At 69.8% G+C, this 20,782-nt stretch carries 18 protein-coding genes and 1 riboswitch; of the genes, 7 read left to right on the top strand and 11 right to left on the bottom strand.

All coding sequences use genetic code 11. The annotated features are described in order from the left end of the window. Positions 1–67: 67 nt before the first annotated feature. The 6 genes from H343_RS0108825 to H343_RS29695 all read right to left on the bottom strand — a co-directional run bounded on the left by H343_RS0108825 (position 68) and on the right by H343_RS29695 (position 7,950). Positions 68–1,132, bottom strand: a complete 1,065-nt coding sequence (locus tag H343_RS0108825; RefSeq protein ID WP_028430831.1) for a ribonucleotide-diphosphate reductase subunit beta — start codon at positions 1,130–1,132, stop codon at positions 68–70. Further along, complete coding sequence (locus H343_RS29705; protein WP_051264956.1) at positions 1,132–3,507, bottom strand: ribonucleoside-diphosphate reductase subunit alpha; 2,376 nt, start codon at positions 3,505–3,507, stop codon at positions 1,132–1,134. The genes H343_RS0108825 and H343_RS29705 overlap by 1 nt, the downstream gene beginning before the upstream one ends. Positions 3,508–3,810: 303 nt before the next feature. Continuing rightward, positions 3,811–3,980: riboswitch (cobalamin riboswitch) on the bottom strand. Positions 3,981–4,006: 26 nt separating this feature from the next. Beyond that, a complete protein-coding gene (locus H343_RS0108815) occupies positions 4,007–4,507 on the bottom strand; it encodes a GNAT family N-acetyltransferase (protein WP_028430830.1) in 501 nt (166 codons plus the stop codon). Positions 4,508–4,634: 127 nt separating this feature from the next. After that, on the bottom strand, positions 4,635–4,835 hold the full coding sequence (locus H343_RS0108810) for a YbdD/YjiX family protein (protein ID WP_028430829.1): 201 nt from the start codon (positions 4,833–4,835) through the stop codon (positions 4,635–4,637). Further along, a complete protein-coding gene (locus H343_RS29700; RefSeq protein WP_078505265.1) occupies positions 4,832–7,018 on the bottom strand; it encodes a carbon starvation CstA family protein in 2,187 nt (728 codons plus the stop codon). The genes H343_RS0108810 and H343_RS29700 overlap by 4 nt, the downstream gene beginning before the upstream one ends. A gap of 104 nt (positions 7,019–7,122) precedes the next feature. After that, entirely contained in the window at positions 7,123–7,950 is an 828-nt protein-coding gene (locus H343_RS29695) for a GntR family transcriptional regulator (protein ID WP_051264841.1), read from the bottom strand. Positions 7,951–8,277: 327 nt separating this feature from the next. On the opposite strand from H343_RS29695, the gene H343_RS0108795 reads away from it, so the two are divergent. The 6 genes from H343_RS0108795 (at position 8,278) to H343_RS0108770 (ending at position 16,282) form a co-directional block, all read left to right on the top strand. After that, a complete protein-coding gene (locus H343_RS0108795; RefSeq protein WP_028430828.1) occupies positions 8,278–9,546 on the top strand; it encodes an extracellular solute-binding protein in 1,269 nt (422 codons plus the stop codon). A 235-nt stretch (positions 9,547–9,781) separates the two neighbouring features. Further along, the gene (locus H343_RS0108790) at positions 9,782–10,765 is read left to right on the top strand and encodes a carbohydrate ABC transporter permease (RefSeq protein ID WP_028430827.1); all 984 of its coding nucleotides are present in this window, start codon (positions 9,782–9,784) and stop codon (positions 10,763–10,765) included. A gap of 44 nt (positions 10,766–10,809) precedes the next feature. Further along, positions 10,810–11,616 (top strand): ABC transporter permease subunit, encoded by an 807-nt coding sequence (locus H343_RS0108785; protein WP_028430826.1) that lies wholly within the window; start codon positions 10,810–10,812, stop codon positions 11,614–11,616. A gap of 64 nt (positions 11,617–11,680) precedes the next feature. Next, positions 11,681–13,270, top strand: a complete 1,590-nt coding sequence (locus H343_RS0108780; protein WP_028430825.1) for a glycoside hydrolase family 3 N-terminal domain-containing protein — start codon at positions 11,681–11,683, stop codon at positions 13,268–13,270. A 155-nt stretch (positions 13,271–13,425) separates the two neighbouring features. Next, on the top strand, positions 13,426–14,451 hold the full coding sequence (locus H343_RS0108775; RefSeq protein ID WP_051264954.1) for an SIS domain-containing protein: 1,026 nt from the start codon (positions 13,426–13,428) through the stop codon (positions 14,449–14,451). A gap of 337 nt (positions 14,452–14,788) precedes the next feature. Continuing rightward, complete coding sequence (locus tag H343_RS0108770) at positions 14,789–16,282, top strand: PAS domain-containing sensor histidine kinase (RefSeq protein ID WP_028430823.1); 1,494 nt, start codon at positions 14,789–14,791, stop codon at positions 16,280–16,282. Between the two features lie 216 nt (positions 16,283–16,498). On the opposite strand, the gene H343_RS0108765 is transcribed toward H343_RS0108770, so the two are convergent. Further along, positions 16,499–16,762, bottom strand: a complete 264-nt coding sequence (locus tag H343_RS0108765; protein ID WP_027747983.1) for a WhiB family transcriptional regulator — start codon at positions 16,760–16,762, stop codon at positions 16,499–16,501. A gap of 315 nt (positions 16,763–17,077) precedes the next feature. Continuing rightward, positions 17,078–18,046: a diacylglycerol kinase family protein gene (locus tag H343_RS0108760; RefSeq protein WP_028430822.1), complete on the bottom strand. Its 969-nt coding sequence runs from the start codon at positions 18,044–18,046 to the stop codon at positions 17,078–17,080. 89 nt (positions 18,047–18,135) lie between these two features. On the opposite strand from H343_RS0108760, the gene H343_RS0108755 reads away from it, so the two are divergent. Then, positions 18,136–18,558, top strand: coding sequence for a hypothetical protein (locus tag H343_RS0108755; RefSeq protein WP_028430821.1), 423 nt, complete (start codon positions 18,136–18,138; stop codon positions 18,556–18,558). 70 nt (positions 18,559–18,628) lie between these two features. On the opposite strand, the gene H343_RS0108750 is transcribed toward H343_RS0108755, so the two are convergent. The 3 genes from H343_RS0108750 to H343_RS0108740 all read right to left on the bottom strand — a co-directional run bounded on the left by H343_RS0108750 (position 18,629) and on the right by H343_RS0108740 (position 20,775). After that, the gene (locus tag H343_RS0108750) at positions 18,629–19,615 is read right to left on the bottom strand and encodes a SigB/SigF/SigG family RNA polymerase sigma factor (protein WP_037903091.1); all 987 of its coding nucleotides are present in this window, start codon (positions 19,613–19,615) and stop codon (positions 18,629–18,631) included. Next, positions 19,612–20,034 carry an ATP-binding protein gene (locus H343_RS0108745; RefSeq protein ID WP_028430819.1) on the bottom strand — a complete coding sequence of 141 codons (423 nt, stop codon included), beginning with the start codon at positions 20,032–20,034 and terminating at the stop codon, positions 19,612–19,614. Before H343_RS0108745 ends, H343_RS0108750 begins: the two co-directional genes overlap by 4 nt. A 255-nt stretch (positions 20,035–20,289) precedes the next feature. Further along, positions 20,290–20,775 carry a GNAT family N-acetyltransferase gene (locus H343_RS0108740; RefSeq protein WP_028430818.1) on the bottom strand — a complete coding sequence of 162 codons (486 nt, stop codon included), beginning with the start codon at positions 20,773–20,775 and terminating at the stop codon, positions 20,290–20,292. Between the last annotated feature and the right edge of the window lie 7 nt (positions 20,776–20,782).

Raw genomic sequence — 20,782 nt, 5'->3', positions numbered from 1 at the left:
ACCAGGGGGGCCGCGCCGACAGCGCGGCCCCCCTCCGTGTCCGGGGCCGGTGCGGAGAGAACCCCGTTCAGAAGTCGTCGTCGAAGGAGACAGACCCCTCCACGGCGACCTGATAGGCCGAGGCGCGCCGCTCGAAGAAGTTCGTCAGCTCCTGCACGTTCTGCAGTTCCATGAAGGAGAACGGGTTGCGCGCGCCGTAGCGGGCCGGGAAGCCCAGCCGGACGAGCCGCTGGTCGGCGACGGCCCGCAGGTACTCCCGCATCGACTCGGTGTTCATCCCCGGCATCCCGTCGCCGCACAGGTCACGGGCGAACTGCAGCTCCGCCTCCACGGCCTCCTCCAGCATCGCCGTCACCTCCTTCTCCAGCTCCGTGTCGAAGAGTTCGGGTTCCTCCTCGCGGACGGTGTCCACGACGTCGAAGGCGAAGGACATGTGCATCGACTCGTCGCGGAAGACCCAGTTGGTGCCCGTGGCCAGCCCGTGCAGCAGGCCCCGGGAGCGGAACCAGTAGACATAGGCGAACGCGCCGTAGAAGAACAGCCCCTCGATGCAGGCGGCGAAGCAGATCAGATTGAGCAGGAACCGCCGCCGGTCGGCCATGCTGACCAGCCGGTCGACTCTCCCCTCGCCCTCGCCGCCCTCCAGCGCGTCCATCCAGCGGAAGCAGAACTGCGCCTTCTCGCGGATGGAGGGGATGTTCTCCACCGCCGCGAACGCCTCGGCGCGTTCGTCGACGTCGGGCAGATAGGTGTCCAGGAGCGTCAGATAGAACTGGACGTGCACGGCCTCTTCGAAGAGCTGCCGCGAGAGATACAGGCGCGCCTCGGGGGAGTTGATGTGCTTGTAGAGCGACAGTACGAGGTTGTTCGCCACGATCGAGTCACCCGTGGCGAAGAAGGCCACGAGACGGCTGATCATGTGCTGCTCGCCGGGCGTGAGTTTCGCGAGGTCGGCGACGTCGGAGTGGAGGTCGACCTCCTCCACGGTCCAGGTGTTCTTGATGGCGTCGCGGTAGCGGTCGTAGAAGCCGGGATAGCGCATGGGGCGCAGGGTCAGCTCGAAACCGGGGTCCAGCAGGTTCCCGGCGGTGCTGGTCCCCGCGGCGGTGGTGTCGGTGCGTGCGCTGGTCATCACTGGCATGCCTCGCAGGTCTCGGGGTTCTCCAGGGAGCAGGCGGCGGCCTCGGTCACCGGCGCGGTCGCGCCGTTCGTCGCGCCGTCCCCTGCGCCGTCCGGGCCGCCGCCGGCTTCGGTGAGGACGTGTGTGAGGGCGGGGTCGGGGGCCGGGGTGCCGGCGGCGCGGGCGATGCGTGTGGCAGGCCGTGAACGCAGGTAGTAGGTGGTCTTGATGCCGCTTTTCCAGGCGTAGGCGTACATCGAGGAGAGCTTGCCGATCGTGGGAGCCGCCATGAACAGGTTCAGGGACTGGCTCTGGTCGAGATACGGCGTGCGGGCCGCGGCCATGTCGATCAGGGCGCGCTGCGGAAGCTCCCAGGCGGTGCGGTAGAGCCCGCGGATCTCGTCGGGGAGCCACTCCAGGTCCTGCACCGATCCGGACGTCTCACGCAGTGCCTCGCGCGCACGTTCGTCCCACAGCCCCAGCCGTTTGAGATCCTCCACCAGGTAGGCGTTCACCTGGAGGAACTCGCCGCTCAGCGTCTCGCGCTTGAAGAGGTTGGAGACCTGCGGCTCGATGCACTCGTACACACCCGCGATCGCCGCGATCGTGGCCGTCGGTGCGACGGCGAGCAGCAGCGAGTTGCGCATGCCGCTCCGCGCGATGCGGGCACGCAGCGCCGCCCAGCGCTCCGGCCAGGCATGAACGGCCCGCGGATAGTGGTCGGGGTGCAGCACGCCGCGCGCCGTACGGGTCTTAGTCCAGGAGCCGAACGGGCCGTGCCGCTCGGCGAGTTCGGCGCTGGTCTCGTAGGCCGCGAGCATGATGCGTTCGCTGATGCGTGCGGACAGCTCCCGTGCCGCGTCCGAGTCGAAGCGCAGGCGCCTGCGGAAGAGGACGTCCTGCAGCCCCATCACGCCCAGACCGACGGGGCGCCAGCGGGAGTTGGAACGCCGGGCCGCCCCGGTCGGGTAGAAGTTGACGTCCACAACCCTGTCGAGGAAGGTCACGGCCGTACGGACGGTGGCGTCCAGGCGCTCCCAGTCCATCTCGCCGTCCTCGCCCAGATGCGCCGCGAGGTTGACGGAGCCGAGGTTGCACACCGCCGTCTCCGAGTCGTCGGTGACCTCCAGGATCTCGGTGCACAGATTCGAGGAGTGGACGATGCTGCCGGGCTCGGCCGTCTGGTTGGCGGTGCGGTTGGCGGTGTCCTTGAACGTCATCCAGCCGTTCCCGGTCTGCGCCAGGGTGCGCATCATGCGGGCATAGAGCTGCCGGGCCGGCACCCGCTTGACGAAGCGCCCCTCGGACTCGGCCCGCCGGTAGGCGTCGTCGAACGCGTCGCCCCACAGGTCGGTCAGCTCCGGCACCTGTGAGGGAGAGAAGAGCGACCAGTCGCCGTCGGCCTCCACGCGGCGCATGAACTCGTCCGGAACCCAGTGCGCGAGGTTGAGGTTGTGCGTCCGCCGGGCTTCCTCACCGGTGTTGTCGCGCAGCTCCAGGAACTCCTCGACGTCGGCGTGCCAGGTCTCCAGATAGACGCACGCCGCGCCCTTGCGCCGGCCGCCCTGGTTCACCGCCGCGACCGAGGAGTCCAGGGTGCGCAGGAACGGGACGATGCCGCCCGAGTGCCCGTTGGTCCCCCGGATCAGCGAACCGCGCGCCCGGATGCGGGACCAGGACAGGCCGATGCCGCCGGCGTGCTTGGAGAGCCGCGCGACCTCCTGGTAGCGCTGGTAGATCGAGTCCAGCTCGTCCAGGGGCGAGTCCAGCAGATAGCAGGACGACATCTGGGCGTGCCGGGTACCGGAGTTGAAGAGCGTGGGGGAGGAGGGGAGGTAGGCCAGAGAGCTGGTCAGCCGGTACAGCTCGGCGACCTCGTCGACGGCCGCGTCCGAGCCGTCCGCCGCCAGTCCGCATGCCACGCGCAGCAGGAAGTGCTGCGGCGTCTCGGTCACCCGTCGGGTCGTGGGGTGGCGAAGCAGGTAGCGCGAGTGGACCGTGCGCAGCCCGAAGTATCCGAAGCGGTCGTCCGCCCCTTCGGCCGTCGCCGCTTCCGCCAGGGCGTCGAGTCGCTCAGCGTGCGTCCGTACGAACGCGGCCGTACCGTCCGAGATCAGGCCCTCGCGGTGGCCGGTGGCGACGGACGCCGAGAAGGAGGTGGCGCCCTGCCCGCGGGCCTCCTCCCGGACGGCGAGCGTGAGGAGACGGGCGGCGAGCCGCGAGTGGGCGGGCTCCTCCCCGATGAGCCCGGCCGCCTCCTCCGCCGCGAGCGCCCGCAACTCGGCTTCGCTGCTGCCCTGTTGACGGCCGCGGAGCACGGCGGAGGCGACCCTCTCCGGGTCGGTGCCGGGCAGGTCGGCGGACAGCTCGGTCAGGGTGTCCAGCAGAGTCCGCGAGCCCGGCGCGGCGGGCTGTGTGGCGGGCTGCGTGCCCGTGTGCGGGCCGTCGGCGGCGCCGGTGGCCCCTTCTGCCTCTGTGGTTCCTCCTGCGGCTCTGGATGCGCCGGAGGCGTCAGGGGCGCCGAAGTCACCGCGCGGGGTGGCGGTTTCGGCGGATGCGATGGTCACGGGGTGTGCTCTCCCTCGCTCGGATGGGACCCGGGGCGAGCGCACACGGCGGGGCGTTCGGGCATGCCGCAGCGGGCGGCGGCACACCTTCCAGCGTCCACCGGTCCATCCCTCGGGACCCGGACGTCGTCTACGCCGCCGGCAGGCACTCGGACTTGCGACGTCCGGCTCCCGGCACGGGGAACAGCACATCGCACACCGTTGCGGGACAGTTCCGGACTCGCACCGGATTCCCCTGCATGGCAGCCAGCACCACCATACATCTGGTGGCGGCCAACGACAGACGACACCACATCTTGTGCCGGACGAGAGTGAAGTCTCACAGCTCCAGAGCGAAGGTGATCAGCGCGAGGAGCGGCAGCGGGTGCCAGTCCCGATCGGGTGTGCGCGCGAACCCCAGCCGCCCGTAGAGCCGGTGGGCGGACAGCATCCGCGGGTGGCTGGAGAGCACCAGCCGCCTCAGGCCGAGTTCACGCGCGCGTTCCGCGCATGTCCGCACCAGGGCCTCGCCGACTCCCCTTCCCCGGCTGCCGGGCCGGACGGCCAGCATGCGGAACTCGCCCTCTCCCGGCCGGGCGATCTCCGCGTACGTCCCGCCGTACGACGCGAAGGCAACCGAGCCCAGCACGAGGTCCGAGCCGGCGTCGGCCGCCACGAACATCTCGGCGTGCTCGGCGCGGTGGCGGGCGGCGCGCAGATGCTCCAGATACGGGTCTCTCTCGCCGAAGTCCAGCAGGCCGTCCTCGAGGTAGGCACGTGCCGTCAGCTCGCCGACGGTCTCCAGCTCGTCGGGCCGTGGGCGTCTGATCGTGAGGTCCATGTGCGGGAGTCTGCCGTATCCCACCGACAACGGCGGAGGAGCCGCCCGCCCCTCGGGGCGGACGGCTCCTCGTGCGCTCCTCGTGAGGCTCCTCCCGCGTCTGCGTCCCGCGTCCGCGGTGCACACGTCAGCAGCAGCGGAACCCTCCTCGGGGGTCGTTGTCGCGGGCGTCCGTGCGCTGCCGCTCGAACTCCCGCCGGCTGGGTACCCGCGCGTCCGGGTCGTGCTTGCGCAGGTGCTCCACGTACCGGTCGTAGGCGCTCTCGTCGGTCAGTTCGCGCACGTACCAGCGGACCCAGCGTGCGCCGCGCAGCAGTTGCCGGGTCACGGCTCCTCCCGCGTCCCGGAGCCGCCCGCCGTCTCCCCGGACCCGGGGCCGGAACCGCCCGCGCCCACCGCCGCCAGTTCGGCCTTCTCCTCCTTGTCGGGGATGAGGCCGGCCGGTGCGACGAGCTTGGACTCCTCGTACGGCGTCTCGTTCAGCGTGGCGGAGGCCGGGTCGCGCAGGGCCCTGACGCACGTGCGTCCGGCGTCCGCGATCACCACGATCACCAGTACGGCGAAGAGCGCGGCCAGCACGCCGTCCACGGTGGAGTTGGTCACGATGGTCTGCATGTCGCTCATGCTCTTGGCCGGCGGGAGCACCTCACCCCTGTCGATGGCCGCCTGGAAGTCGGAGCGCTGCTGGAAGAAGCCCACCTTCGGGTCGCTGGAGAAGACCTTCTGCCAGCTCGCCGTGAGGGTCACCACGGCGTCCCAGACGAGTGGAACGCCCGTCACCCAGGCCCACTTCAGCTTGCCGGACTTCACCAGCAGCGTGGTCGCCACCGCCAGCGCGACGGCCGCGAGCAGCTGGTTGGCGATGCCGAACAGCGGGAAGAGCTGGTTGATCCCGCCCAGCGGCTCGTGGACGCCGACCCACAGGAAGTAGCCCCACAGCGCGACCACGATGGCGCTGCACAGCCACAGACCCGGAATCCAGCTGATGTTGCGGAAGGGCTTGTAGATGTTGCCGAGGGTGTCCTGCAGCATGAACCGGCCCACGCGGGTGCCCGCGTCGAGGGCGGTGAGGATGAACAGGGCCTCGAACATGATCGCGAAGTGGTACCAGAACGCTTTCGCTCCGGCGCCGCCGATGATCTGCGAGAAGATCTCCGAGACGCCCACCGCGAGGGTGGGTGCCCCGCCCGTACGGGAGAGCAGCGACTGCTCCTCCACCTCCTTGGCGGCGGAGGCGAGCGCTTCGGGCGAGATCGAGTAGCCCAGGTCGGCCACCGCCTGCGACGCCGACTGCACGCTGTCGCCGATCACGCCGGCGGGGGCGTTCATCGCGAAGTACAGCCCGGGGTCGATGATGCACGCCGCGACCATCGCCATCACGGCGACGAACGACTCCATCAGCATGGAGCCGTAGCCGATCATCCGGATCTGCGTCTCCTTCTGGATCATCTTCGGGGTGGTGCCCGAGGAGATCAGCGCGTGGAACCCGGAGAGCGCGCCGCACGCGATGGTGATGAAGACGAACGGGAAGAGTGAACCGGCGAAGACCGGACCGGTGCCGCTCCCCGCGAAGTCCGTGACCGCGTCCATCTTCATGGTCGGCAGTGCGATGACGACGCCCAGCGCGAGCAGCGCGATCGTGCCGATCTTCATGAAGGTCGACAGGTAGTCGCGCGGCGCGAGCAGCATCCATACGGGCAGCACCGAGGCGATGAACCCGTAGACGACCATCCAGACGACCAGCGTGCCCGGCTCCAGCGTGAACGCGTCCGCCAGCGAGGACTCCGCGATCCAGCTTCCCGAGACGATCGCGAACAGCAGCAGGACGATCCCGATCAGCGACACCTCGCTGACCCGGCCGGGCCGGATCACGCGCAGGTAGAAGCCCATGAACAGCGCGATGGGCACGGTCATGGCGATGGAGAAGGTGCCCCACGGCGACTCGGCGAGGGCGTTGACGACCACGAGCGCCAGCACGGCGAGCAGGATGATCATGATGACGAAGACGGCGATCAGCGCTGCCGCGCCGCCCACCGGTCCGATCTCCTCACGCGCCATCTGGCCCAGCGACTTGCCGTCGCGCCGCATGGAGAAGAAGAGCACCACCATGTCCTGCACGGCGCCCGCGAAGATGACGCCGACGATGATCCAGATCGTGCCGGGCAGATATCCCATCTGCGCGGCGAGGATCGGGCCCACCAGCGGGCCCGCGCCCGCGATGGCGGCGAAGTGGTGGCCCAGCAGCACACGGCGGTCGGTGGGGTGGTAGTCGATGCCGTTGTTCAGCCGCTCGGCGGGCGTCGCGCGGGTCTTGTCGACCTTGAGCACGCGGTTGGTGATGAAGCGCGCATAGAAGCGGTAGCCGATCGCGTACGAGCCGAGCGCCGCGGCCACCATCCAGGCGGCCGAGATCTCCTCGCCTCTGGAGAGCGCGAGTATCGACCAGGCGACCGCGCCGACCAGCGCGACAGCGGACCAGATGACGATCGTGCGTGGACTGGCGGTTCGCACCGGGGTCGCCCTCCCGTCGGGGTTGCTTCACGACGGCAAGGACGGTAAGCCACCCGGCACCGGCGACGCCATGCCACGGACAGAGTTCGGCAGTTAAGGGCTCGTCATCTTCCCGGACGGCTTTCCCGGCCACCGTCGGCGCCGCGTCCGCGGTGGGGACGCTGGAGGTTGGCGACGAACTTGTAGCGGTCGCCGCGGTAGACGGAGCGGACCCACTCCACGGGCTCGCCGTCGGTGTCGAGCGAGTGGCGGGAGAGCATCAGCATCGGCAGTCCCACGTCCGTGCCCAGCAGTCCGGCCTCGCGCGGGGTGGCCAGGGAGGTCTCGATGGTCTCCTCCGCCTCGGCGAGGTGTATGTCGTAGACCTCGGCGAGGGCCGTGTAGAGCGAGGTGTACTTCACCAGGCTGCGGCGCAGGGCCGGGAAGCGCCGCTGGGACAGGTGCGTCGTCTCGATCGCCATGGGCTCGCCGCTGGCCAGCCGCAGCCGCTCGATGCGCAGGACGCGGCCGCCCGCGGGGATGCCGAGGGCGTCGGCGAGGCGGTCGTCTGCGGTGACGTAGCCGATGTCCAGCAGCTGCGAGGTGGGTTCGAGCCCCTGGGCGCGCATGTCCTCGGTGTAGGAGGTCAGTTGCAGTGCCTGGGAGACCTTGGGCTTGGCGACGAAGGTGCCCTTGCCCTGGATGCGCTCCAGGCGTCCCTCGACGACGAGTTCCTGCAGGGCCTGGCGCACGGTCGTCCGTGAGGTGTCGAACTCGCCGGCCAGAGCGCGCTCGGGCGGGACGGGAGTGCCGGGCGGCATGGTCTCCGTCATCTCCAGCAAGTGGCGCTTGAGGCGGTAGTACTTGGGCACGCGTGCGGTCCGCGCGCCGCCGTTGCCGCCCGCGGACTCCGGCTCTGCCGCGGCTGTGACCGCGCCCCCGTCCGTGCTCATGGCTCGCCTTCCCGCCTGTCGTCGTACTGCCGTCACCGGCTTCTGCCCTGAGGTCCGTGCCGGGTGCCCCTTCTCCGGCTCCGGTCCGCGCGCCGGTTCCGAGGGCCCTTGCGGTGTTGTTCCGGTTCGCAGGCTCGGCTCCGGTTGTGCTTCGCGGCTCACATCGTGGCACGGAGGCGGGTGCAGGGGGCTCTCCCGCCCAGATGTCGTTCCGATAACGGAAGCAGGAGTGGGTTCGCGACCCCGTTGACACCTGCGATAGGTCTAGGCCAAGCTGCTGACTGGTCTAAACCATTAGACCACATCCGGTCCATCGGGGAGGATGCTGTGAAACGAGGACTCGTGGCCGCGACGGTAACCGCGGCACTTCTGACGGGTGTTGCGGGCTGCGGGTCGGACGGTGGGACGAACTCCGGTGCGGACGGCTTCAAGGGGCAGACGCTCACGCTGTGGGCGATGGACGGCTCCACGCCCGAGCAGTGGGAGAAGGACGTCAGGGCGGCCTTCGAGAAGAAGACGGGCGCCAAGCTGAAGCTGGAGGTCCAGCAGTGGAACGGCATCCAGCAGAAGATCACCACCGCGCTCTCGGAGTCCGACCCTCCGGACGTCATCGAGATCGGCAACACCCAGACCCCCGCGTACGCGAGGACGGGCGGCCTCGCCGACCTCGGTGACCTGAAGAAGAGCATCGGCGCGGACTGGACCGAGTCGGTCAACCGGTCGGCCGTGTACGGCGGCAAGCAGTACGCCGCGCCCTGGTACACGGTCAACCGCACCGTCATCTACAACAAGAAGATCTGGGCCGACGCCGGCCTGGAGGAGACACCCGAGACGCGCGAGGAGTTCTTCGACGCGCTGGAGACGATCGAGAAGAAGACCGACGCCGAACCGCTCTATCTGCCCGGCCAGAACTGGTACTTCTTCGACGGCCTCCTCATCGGCAAGGACGCCGGCCTGGTGAAGAAGAAGGGCGGCAAGTGGGTCTCCAACCTCGCGGACCCCAAGGTCGGCGAGGCCATGAAGCTCTACGCCGAGTACGCCTCGTACTCCAAGGCCCCCAAGGACAAGGACGAGGCGACCCCGCAGCAGGCCGAGGTCTTCGCCAAGGGCAGGACCGGAGCGTTCATCGGACTGGGCTGGGAGGCGGCCACCGCCGCGGAGGCCAACCCGGACATCGAGAAGGACATCGGCTACTTCACCATCCCCGGTGAGAGCGCGCAGAAGCCGGAGGGCGTCTTCCTCGGCGGCTCCAACCTGGCCGTCGCGGCGGGCAGCGAGAAGCAGGAACTCGCCGAGGAGTTCCTCAAGATCGCCCTCTCCGACAAGTTCGAGGGAGCGCTCGCCCAGGAGGGCGGCGTGATCCCCAACAAGGACTCCCTGCGCAAGAAGCTCAAGGGCAACGAGGCCGCCGAGGCCGCGGCCCCCGCCGTTGCGGGCGGCGGGCTGACTCCGCTGATCCCCCAGTGGGCCGCCGTGGAGAACCCGCCGAACCCGGTGAAGACCTACATGACCGCCGTACTCAAGGGCACGCCGCACGCGGAGGCCGCCGAGCTCGTCGAGGACGAGATCAACAAGCGGCTCTCGCAGAAGCAGTAGCGCGGACGGCCCGCAGGCGCCGGCGTACGGGCTGCCGGGGTGTGGGCAGTCGCGTCGCCGGAGGGGGCGGTGCGACTGCCCGCCCTCCGGCAGCCCGTACCGGGCCCTTCCGCCCACCGTCCCCCAGGCCCTTCACCGTCCCTCCTCCTCCCGGCCCGTACGTACCGCAGCGGCGCGGGCGGGCCGGGAGGACGAACGGACAGGCCGCTCTTCGACCCCGGGAGCCGGAGCAGAGATGTCAGTGCAGACCCAGCAGGCGCCGCCTCCCGCACGGGGCACGCCCCCGGCGGTGAGTCCGGCCGGTGAACCGCCGGGCGCTCCCGCCACGCGCTCCCGCCGGTCACTTCCCTATCTGCTGCTGTTGCCCGCGCTCGCGGTCACCGCCGTCTTCCTCGGCTGGCCACTGGTGCTGAACGGCCTCTTGTCGTTCCAGAACCTCAACATGACGCAGCTGATCCAGCACGTCACCGAGTGGACCGGAACGGACAACTACCGCGAGACCCTCGGCAATGAGGACTTCTGGCGGGTCACCCTGCGCTCGGTCCTCTTCACCGTCGTCAACGTCACCGTGATCATGGTGGGCGGCACCCTGGTCGGCCTGCTGCTCGCCAGGCTCGGCACACGTATGCGCCTGCTGCTCTCCGTCGGTCTCGTGCTGGCCTGGGCGATGCCCGTCATCGCCGCGACGACGGTCTACCAATGGCTGTTCGCCCAGCGCTTCGGCGTCGTCAACTGGGTGCTCGACGCGGTCGGTTTCCACTCCATGGCGGACTTCAACTGGACGGGCGGGCAGCTTTCGACCTTCTTCGTCATCTCGCTGCTCATCGTGTGGACGTCGATCCCGTTCGTCGCGATCAACCTCTACGCGGCGACCACGACCATCCCCCGCGAGCTGTACGAGGCGGCGGCGCTCGACGGGGCGAACGCCCGGCAGAGCTTCGCGACGGTAACCCTGCCCTTCCTCAAGCCGTTCCTGCTGGTGACGACGTTCCTCGAAGTCATATGGATCTTCAAGGCGTTCCCGCACATCTTCGCGATCAACGAGGGCGGCCCCAACCGCCTCACCGAGACCCTTCCCGTCTACGCCTTCGTCGAGGGCGTCGGCAACCAGCACTACGGCATGGGCGCGGCCATCTCCGTGCTCACCATCCTGATCCTGCTGGCGCTGATGTCGTACTACCTGCGCCTCGCGCTGAGACAAGAGGAGGACGAGCAGTGAAGGGGGCACTCACCCGCCGTCCGCGGCGGCGCCGCTGGACGGCGATCTGGCCCGACGCCACGGCGCTCGTGCTCTTCGCGGGCTTCGTCTTCCCCGTCTACTGGATGTTCAGCACGGCGCTCAAGCCGGACAGCGACATCGTCTCCGAGACTCCGGTGTGGTTCCCCTCCAGCCCCACCCTGGAGCACTTCGCGACAGCGGTGCGCGCGGAGCACTTCTGGTCGCTGGTACGCAACTCGGTCACCGTCACGCTCGTCGCGGTCGGACTCTCCCTGCTCATCGCGCTCTTCGCCGCATTCGCCCTGGCCCGGATGCGCTTCCGGGGCCGCAAGGGCCTCATCCTCACCTTCATGATCGCGCAGATGGCCCCCTGGGAGGTCATGGTCATCGCGATCTACATGACGGTGCGGGACGCCGACATGCTCAACAGCCTCGTCCCTCTCACGCTGTTCTACACGGTGATGGTGCTGCCGCTGACGATCCTGACACTGCGCGGCTATGTGGCCGCGGTGCCCAAGGAGCTGGAGGAGTCGGCGATGGTGGACGGCTGCGGCCGTACACAGGCGTTCCGCAAGGTGATCTTCCCGCTGCTCGCGCCCGGTCTCATGGCCACCTCGCTCTTCGGATTCATCACCGCCTGGAACGAGTTCCCGATGGTGCTCATCCTGAACAAGGACGCGGAGAGCCAGACCCTGCCCCTGTGGCTCTCCCGTTTCCAGACCGCCTTCGGGGACGACTGGGGAGCGACCATGGCCGCGGCCTCGCTCTTCGCCCTTCCGATCCTGCTGCTCTTCCTCTACCTCCAGCGCAAGGCCGTCGCCGGGCTCACCGCCGGCGCCGTGAAGGGATAGCGCCCGCACTCCGCTCGCCCGCCCTCTCCAGCGAAGGGCCGACAGTGAAGGGACAATGCGCCATATGACCACGCTCGCAACCGACACCGGGAGCCTCACCCGGGACGCTCTCGCCGTGCTGCAGCCCGGCTTCACCGGCACCAGCGCGCCGGACTGGCTGCTGCGGCAGCTCGGGGAGGGCCTCACCTCCGTCGGTCTCTTCGGCCGCAACATCGCCTCGCCCGAGCAGCTCGCCGCTCTCACCGCGGAGCTGCGCCGCGTACGGCCCGAAGTGCTGGTGGCTGTCGACGAGGAGGGCGGGGACGTGACCCGCCTGGAGGCCCGTACGGGCTCCTCCTTCCCCGGCAACCTCGCCCTGGGCCGCGTCGACGACCCCGGCCTCACCCGCGCCGTGGCACACGAGTTGGGCCGCCGCCTCGCCGAATGCGGCGTCAACCTGAACTGGGCACCGTCCGCCGACGTCAACTCCAACCCCGACAACCCGGTCATCGGGGTCCGCTCCTTCGGCGACGACCCCCGGCTCGTCGCACGGCACACCGTCGCCTACGTCGAGGGGCTCCAGCAGGCGGGTGTGGCCGCGTGCGTCAAGCACTTCCCCGGGCACGGCGACACAGCCGTCGACTCGCACCACTCCCTGCCGCGTATCGACGCCGACATGAGCACGCTGCACGCGCGCGAACTCGTCCCGTTCCAGGCTGCGGTCGCGGCCGGAAGCATGGGCGTGATGAGCGCGCACATCCTGCTGCCCGCCCTCGACGCCGCCCTCCCCGGCACGCTCAGTCCGGCAGCCCTCACCGGTCTGCTGCGCGCCCCGCGCGAGGAGGGCGGGCTCGGCCACACCGGTCTGATCGTCACGGACGGAATGGAGATGCAGGCCATCTCCGGAACGTACGGCCTGGAGCGCGGCAGCGTCCTCGCGGTGGCCGCGGGCGCCGACGCGCTGTGCGTCGGCGGGGGACTGGCCGACGAGGAGACCGTGCTGCGGCTGCGCGACGCCCTGGTACGGGCGGTGCTCGACGGTGAACTGCCGGAGCAGCGCCTCGCCGACGCCGCTGCGCGCGTGCGCGCCCTCGCGGGCTGGGCGCACGCCACCGCGCGCAACGGGAACAGGGAGCAGCGCGGCGCTGCGGCGGCAGCCGCGGACGAGGGCCGGGCGGGAGGCCCCGGCGTCGGGCTCGAAGCGGCCCGCCGCGCTCTGCGCGTCACGGGCGGGGAGACCTACGAGCCGCTCACTGCCCCGCCGTTCGTGGCCTCCTTCACCCCCGCGGCGAACATCGCGGTGGGCAGCGAGACACCGTGGGGCGTGGCCGCCGAACTGTCGGAGCTGCTGCCCGGCACCGGGACCGTCACGTACGGCGCGGACGGCACGGACGGGGAGAGCGGCGATGACGGCACATCCGGCCTGGTCGCGGGTGTGCTCGGTGCGGCGGCTGACCGTAGGATCGTCGCCGTGGTGCGCGACGTCCACCGTCACCGCTGGATGGCCGACGCACTGGGTGCTCTGCTCGCGGCACGTCCGGAGACGGTCGTGGTCGAGATGGGAGTGCCCCAGGCGCCGCCCTCCGGCTCCCTGCACATCGCCACCCACGGCGCCGCCCGCGTGTGCGGACGGGCCGCCGCGGAGGTCATCGCCGGCAAGAGGTCCGACGGCTGAACTCCCGGTACGCACGTCCGTCCGGCAGCACCGAACGTCACCTGGAGGCACACAGCATGTCCGCCACGCCCGCCTCGATCCCCGGCTCGACCCCCGCCTCGACACCCGCCCCGGCATCGTCGACGGGCTCTCCCGGCGACGGACGGGGACGGGTCATGTCCCGTGAGATGGCCGAACAGCCGGAGGTGCTGCGCCGCATCCTGGAGGAGGGCGCCCCGAGAATCCGTGAGACCGCCGAACAGGTCGCGGCCCGCAACCCGCGCTTCGTGCTGCTCACCGCGCGCGGCACGTCCGACAACGCCGCGCTGTACGCGAAGTACCTGCTGGAGATCCTGCTGGGCAAGCCGTGCGGGCTGACGTCCATGTCCACCACCACCGCGTACGGGGCCAGGCCCGACCTCACCGACTGCCTGGTCGTCACCGTCAGCCAGTCGGGCGGCTCCCCGGACCTCGTCGCCTCGACGCGGGCCGCACGGGAGGCCGGTGCGCTCACCCTCGCCGTGACCAACAACTCCGCCTCGCCGCTGGCGGAGGTCAGCGAGTTCCACATCGACGTACTCGCGGGATCCGAGCAGGCTCTGCCCGCGACCAAGACCTACACCGCGGAACTGCTCGCGCTCTACCTCTTCGTGGAGGGCATGCGCGGCGGCCCCGGGGTGGAGAGAGCCAAGGCCCTGCCGGACCTCGCCGAGTCCGTCCTCGCACGTCAGCCGGAGATCAAGGCGCTCGCAGGGCGCTACCGGTTCGCGGAGCGGATGGTCCTCACCTCGCGCGGCTACGGCTATCCGACGGCGAAGGAGGCGGCGCTGAAGCTGATGGAGACCAGCTACATCCCCGCCCTGTCCTACTCGGGCGCGGACCTGCTGCACGGCCCCCTGGCCATGGTCGACAACATCTCCCCGGTCATCGCCGTGGTCACGGAAGGCAAGGGCGGCGAGGCGCTGCAGCCCGTACTGGACCGGCTCCGCGACCGGGGCGCCGATCTCGTCGTCATCGGCAGCCGTTCGGAGGTCGAGCGGGCCTCCGCGGGATTCGCCCTGCCGACGGACGGGCTGCCGGAGGAGCTGCAGCCGATCCTGGAGATCATTCCGCTGCAGATGCTCGCCTACGAGGTCACCATCGCCCGTGGTCAGGACCCAGACGCCCCCCGTGCGCTGGCGAAGGTGACCGAGACGCGCTGAGCCGGGGGCGCCCGCCCCGCCGCCGGCCCCGGCCCGGGCCCCCGCGCCGGAAACACTTCGGGCCGCGGCGCCGGGGCGGGACCCTCAACCCGCCCGGCACCGCAGCCCGGAGCTCGGAGACCCCGGCCGGTCAGGGCAGACAGTGCCGGAGTCTCTCTCTGCTCTCCTGTGCGGGGAGAGCAGAAGACCGTTTCTTTACCCGGCCATTGTGGACTAGACCACTCTTGCCTGTCCATGCCGTGGGCGAAGTTCCTCGCGGAGCACCCGCTGCCCGGCCGCCCCGCCCGGACGCCCGGCCACGCCGCCGGGCGCCGGTAGGCTCGCCCGTGTGCCCTCCATGAACGACCTCGTACGCCAGCACACGGCCCTCTCGGACTCCGACCTGGAGTGGCTGCACCTGCTGATCTCCGAATGGCAGCTGCTCTCCGACCTCTCCTTCGCCGACCTCGTGCTGTGGGTGCCCACCAGGGACGGCACGCGCTATGTGTCAGTGGCGCAGATGCGTCCCAACACCGGCCCGACCTCCCACCAGGACGACATGGTGGGCCATCTGGTGCCGCGGGGCCGCCGCCCTCTCCTGGACGCCGCGCACGACGAGGGCAGAATCGTGCGCGAGGGAGATCCGGAGTGGCGGGAGGAGGTGCCCGTACGGGTCGAGTCGATCCCCGTACGCAGGGAGGGCCGGGTCCTCGGTGTCATCGCGCGCAACACCAACCTGCTCACCGTCCGCACCCCGAGCCGGCTCGAACTGACGTATCTGCAGAGCGCGTCCGACCTCGCCCAGATGATCGCGGCGGGCGCCTTCCCCTTCCCCGGCCAGCAGCTCGACATCGACCACATCCCGCGCGTCGGCGACGGACTGATCAGGCTGGACGCCGACGGTGTCGTGCAGTACGCCAGTCCGAACGCTCTCTCCGCGTACCACCGGCTCGGCCTGGCGAGCGAGATCGTGGGTGTACACCTCGGTCAGGTCACGGCCGAACTGGCGCCCTCCCGCGCCCCGGTGGACGAGGCCCTGGTGAAGCTGGCGAGCGGCTGGGCGCCGCGCGGCGCCGAGGTCGAGGCCAACGACTGCGTCGTACAGCTGCGGGCCATCCCGCTCAAACCCAAGGGGACGCGCATCGGTTCGCTCATCCTGCTGCGTGACATCACCGAGCTGCGCCGCCGTGAACGCGAACTGATGACGAAGGACGCCACCATCCGGGAGATCCACCACCGGGTGAAGAACAATCTCCAGACGGTGGCCGCGCTGCTGAGGCTGCAGTCCCGGAGGATGGACTCGGACCGGGCCCGTGACGCGCTCAACGAGGCCGTGCGGCGCGTCGGTTCGATCGCGATCGTGCACGAGACGCTCTCTCAGACCCTGGACGAGAGGGTCGAGTTCGACGAGATCGCGGACCGGGTGCTGGCGATGGTGGCGGAGATCTCACCCGGCCGTGTGACCGGCCACCGTACGGGCCACTTCGGCGTGCTGGAGGCGGAGGTGGCCACCCCTCTCTCCATGGTGCTCACCGAGGTGCTGCAGAACGCCCTGGAGCACGGGTTCGGGCCGGGAGAGCAGGGCGCGATCGAGGTCGGCGCGGTACGCAGCTCCGGACCCGGCAAGGAGACCGGGCGGCTGCTGGTCTCCGTCCAGGACGACGGGCGTGGCCTGCCCGAGAACTTCGACGCCAAGCACGCCGGCAACCTGGGTCTGCAGATCGTACGGACTCTGGTGGAGGGCGAACTGGGCGGTGAGTTCGACATGATCCCCGCGCCCGGGCGTGGCACCCGGGTTGTCTTCGACCTTCCCGTCGCGCCCGAGAAGCGGGACAAGCGCGAGAATCACTGAGACGGCGCGGGGGAGTGCCGGGGGGCGCCGTGAAGGACGACCGGCGCGCTGACCGGCGTGCGCCCTCGCCCGCCGGCACTCATGTGTGGATGTTGCACAAGACTTCGAGCCCCGGCTCGGAAGCCGGGGCTCGAAGTCTGTATGTACGCGATGCGCGTCGCGGCACTGCGCGCTGCGGCTCGGGATGCAGCGAGTGGCAGGGTGTGGGCGTCAGTCTCAGGCGGTCGCGGCGTTGTTCCGCGCCCGGTTGCGAGCCGCGCGGCGCTTCATCGCGCGGCGCTCGTCCTCGCTGAGGCCACCCCAGACACCGGAGTCCTGACCGGACTCCAGCGCCCACTGCAGGCACTGCTCCATGACGGGGCAGCGGCGGCAGACAGCCTTCGCTTCCTCGATCTGCAGCAGCGCAGGACCAGTGTTGCCGATGGGGAAGAACAGCTCGGGGTCTTCCTCGCGGCAAACGGCGTTGTGACGCCAGTCCATGGCTGCTACCTCTCCTCGTGGTTTCTGAGTGCTTGTGAATGTGAACGCTTTCACGAATCCTCTCGCAAGGGAAGGGGCGCCGTTCGATTGTGATACGGGTCCCAGCTGGAATGAGAGGAAGGATTCGGGCGTCTGGGGGCCTCCGTGAAGGGGCCGTCCCGATCGCCATGAAGAGACTCGCAAACCTCGGCGGCGGATACAACCCCTTCCGACAAGTTTTTTTGGATTCCTTGGCGCCGCAACACTCACAGGCGTACTTCCAGGGGGTGGACCCTGGCCTAAACGTTCGAGTGGAAGGACTTTCGGGGGTTCCACTTAAGCAATCACACGCAGTGCACGGCGTACACCTGTGAAGTTCACGCTCGTCCGCACTCCCAGGTGGTCACCGTCCATCTGGAACGGCAGTGGAGCCTGGGAATGCAAGGTGAAGTCGCTTACGTCGTGCAGGGTCACCGCGTGTCTGCCGTGCGGCCCGCGCTGCGGGCTGGAAGTGAGCAGCTGGGTGCCGTAGCGGCTCACCGCGAGAGGGGTCAGCCGGGAGAGTCCGAGCACGTCGAGGGCGGTGTCGAAGGACGCCCCGGGGGCGGCGTAGACGGGGCGGTTGCCCAGATAGGTCCACGGGGCGGTGTTGCAGACTATCGACAGCACCAGTTCCTCGACGGGCTGTTCGCCCTCCCGCTCCAGTCTGATCGTGCCCCGGCTGCGGTGCTTCTCCCTCAGGAACTGCTGCATCACCTGCCGTACATACAGGGCATGGGTCGAACGCTTGCCCCGCTCTCTCTGCGCTTCGACGCGGCCGACGACCCCCGCGTCGAATCCGAAGCCGGCGCAGAAGGTGAACCAGCGCGGACGCACCCCCGCGTCGTCGGTGTCCGGCACGCCCGACGCGAGGCCGAGCCCGATCGTGCGTTCTCTGCCGGTCTCGATCGCGTCCAGCAGCACACCCGTCGCCTCGACGGCGTCGTTGGGCAGGCCGAGGGCGCGGGCGAAGACGTTCGTGGAGCCGCCGGGGACGACGGCGAGGCGGGGCAGGCGGTCCGGTTCGGGGCCGTGGTGCAGCAGGCCGTTGACGAGTTCGTTGACGGTGCCGTCGCCGCCGAGTCCGATCACCAGTTCCGTCTCGCCGTTCTCCGACGCCAGCCGGGCGAGCTCACGGGCGTGGCCGCGGGACTCCGTGGTCACCACGTCCAGCTTCAGGTCGCTGGCGAGGGCGTGCGTGATGACCTCGCGGGTCCGCACGCTGGTGGTCGTGGCGACGGGGTTGACGACGAGGAGTGCGCGCATGGAGTGCAGCGTACCCATGACCGGCGGCAGCAGCAGGCCGCCCTGCGGCCCTTGGAGGGGGGACGTGCGCGGACAGCTACGCTTCCCCTGTGTCAGCCGATAACGAGACCCCCGCCCCCTCCGGCCGTCCGCGACGGCTCACCGTGGCCGCCGCACTGACCACGGTAGAAGGACTCATCGTCGCCGCGTTCGGTGTGGCGTCGCTGGTGATGCTGGTGACGGACGAACCTGACGGCATGGTGCAGGCGGTCACCATGGCGGTGACCGTACTGGCGTTGTCCGTACTGCCGTTGGCCGCGGCCCGCGGCCTGTGGCTGATGCGGCGGTGGAGCCGGGGGCCCTCGATGTTCGTGCAGCTGATCGCGCTGCCGGCGGGCTACCAGATGGCCCAGAACGGCGGCGTGTGGACCGCCATGGGTATCGCCATCGCCCTGGCCGGGGTCGTCGTACTGGGCTGCCTGGTCAATCCCACCGCGACTGAAGCGCTCGGCATCGGCCCGCGCGACGCCTGACACGCCCCGCGCGCGCCCGCCCGGGCAAAGGGCGGACGCGCGCGAGCGGCGTGGTGCTGGCGGTGCGGCTCTACTCCTCGACCAGAAGCCTGTCGCGCAGCTGGGCCAGCGTGCGGGCCAGCAGCCGGGAGACGTGCATCTGCGAGATGCCGACCTCCTGCGCGATCTGCGACTGGGTCATGTTCCCGAAGAAGCGGAGCAGCAGGATCTTCTTCTCCCGCGGCGGCAGCTCCTCCAGGAGGGGCTTGAGGGACTCGCGGTACTCCACCCCTTCCAGGGCGTCGTCCTCCGCTCCCAACGTGTCGGCGACCGCCGGGGATTCGTCGTCGGTGTCGGGGACGTCGAGCGAGAGCGTGCTGTAGGCGTTGGCCGACTCGAGCCCTTCGAGCACCTCCTCCTCCGAGATCGACAGCCGCTGCGCCAGTTCGTGCACGGTCGGCGCCCGGCCGTGCAGCTGGGAGAGTTCAGCGGTCGCCGACGTCAGGGACAGGCGCAGCTCCTGCAGACGGCGCGGGACGCGTACGGCCCAGCCCTTGTCGCGGAAGTGCCGTTTGATCTCGCCGACGACGGTGGGGGTGGCGTACGTGGAGAACTCCACCCCGCGCTCCGGGTCGAAGCGGTCGACGGATTTGATCAGACCGATCGTCGCGACCTGGGTGAGGTCGTCCAGCGGCTCGCCCCGGTTGCGGAAGCGGCGGGCCAGGTGCTCCACGAGCGGCAGGTGCATGCGCACCAGGTGGTTGCGCAGTTCGGCGCGCTCGGGAGAGTTGTCGGGGAGGTTCCGCAGGGCGATGAACATGGCACGCGCCCCGCTGCGGTCGTGCGGGTCGAAGTGCGCGAACTGAGCGGCCCGCGCCGTGCGCCCGCCGTGCTGTGCGGACCCGTGGTGTTCCTGGGTCTCGTGCTGCTGCATGTCCATCGCGTCCGCCCGCTCTGCCTGGTCCGGTCGCTGACTGCTGGGGTCGGCGGGGTGCGGTCTGGCCTGCTCCGGCACGACCGGGTCGGCCGCCGCACCGGTACGGCCCGCCCAATGCTCCCGTGCCTCGTGCTCAGTCACGGCGCCCCGGGGCCCGCACCGCGCTTCTTGTGCAGGCTGATGCTGACCGTACGGTCGTCGGAAACCGTCGAATCCACCTCGCCGGCCAGGGCGGAGAGCACCGTCCAGGCGAAGGTGTCGCGCTCCGGGGCCCGGCCGTCGGTCGTGGGGGCCGAGACGGTGACACGGAGGGAGTCACCGACGAGCCGGAAGACGCAGCTGAGCACGGAGCCCGGCACAGCCTGCTGCAGCAGGATCGCGCACGCCTCGTCCACGGCGATCCGCAGATCCTCGATCTCGTCGAGGGTGAAGTCCAAGCGGGCCGCGAGTCCGGCAGTGGCCGTGCGCAGCACCGACAGATAGGCACCCGCGGCGGGCAGCCGGACTTCCACGAAGTCCTGTCCGTCCTGCCCCACGGGCTCACCTGCGATCTGGGACACCCTCACCTCCAAAGTGGCACAAGCCGGTTCGGCTCGTTCGCTGCTGCGCATGCGGCACTCCGCCGCGCAGTTGTGGATCTCCTCCACGGAGAACCACCGGCCTGACGCCGTCGATGGTTCGACTGTGACGCTATCGCGATCCGAGACCTGATGTCGCCCGCATGGATCACAGCGCCCCATCACATGAGCGTCACCCATAGTAAACATATGGGTACTGTCTGTGGCTAGGGGTCGGAGGTCGCGAATCCGAAGTGATTACGCTGCGTTGGCTTCTGCCAGTGCCCGCAGCGGCTCTCCGGACATGCGGAAGACCGTCCACTCCTCCATCGGCCGGGCCCCGAGTGATCTGTAGAAACCGATGGAGGGGTCGTTCCAGTCCAATACCCACCACTCGAAGCGTTCATAACCCCGTTCGACACAGATTCCGGCAAGGGCTGAAAGCAGTGCCCTGCCGTGCCCCGCACCGCGTGCGGAAGGGCGGACGTACAGGTCCTCCAGATACACACCGTGAGTGCCCGTCCAGGTCGAGAAATTCCTGAACCACAGAGCGAAACCGACCGGGTCACTCTCCGTAGCCGCCTCGGCGATCAGCGCGAAGACCGCCGGGTGTTCGCCGAAGAGGGCGTCGTGCAGCTGCCGGTGCGTCGCCCTGGCCTGCTCGGGTGCTCTTTCGTACGCGGCCAGTTCACGGATCATCGTGTGGATGGCCGGAACGTCGGCCGGGACGGCGGCTCTGATCATGCCGTCA

The sequence above is a fragment of the Streptomyces sp. TAA204 genome (assembly GCF_000424965.1).
The sequence above is the reverse complement of the archived record's forward strand: the minus strand, read 5'-3'. Positions and strand labels throughout refer to the sequence as shown.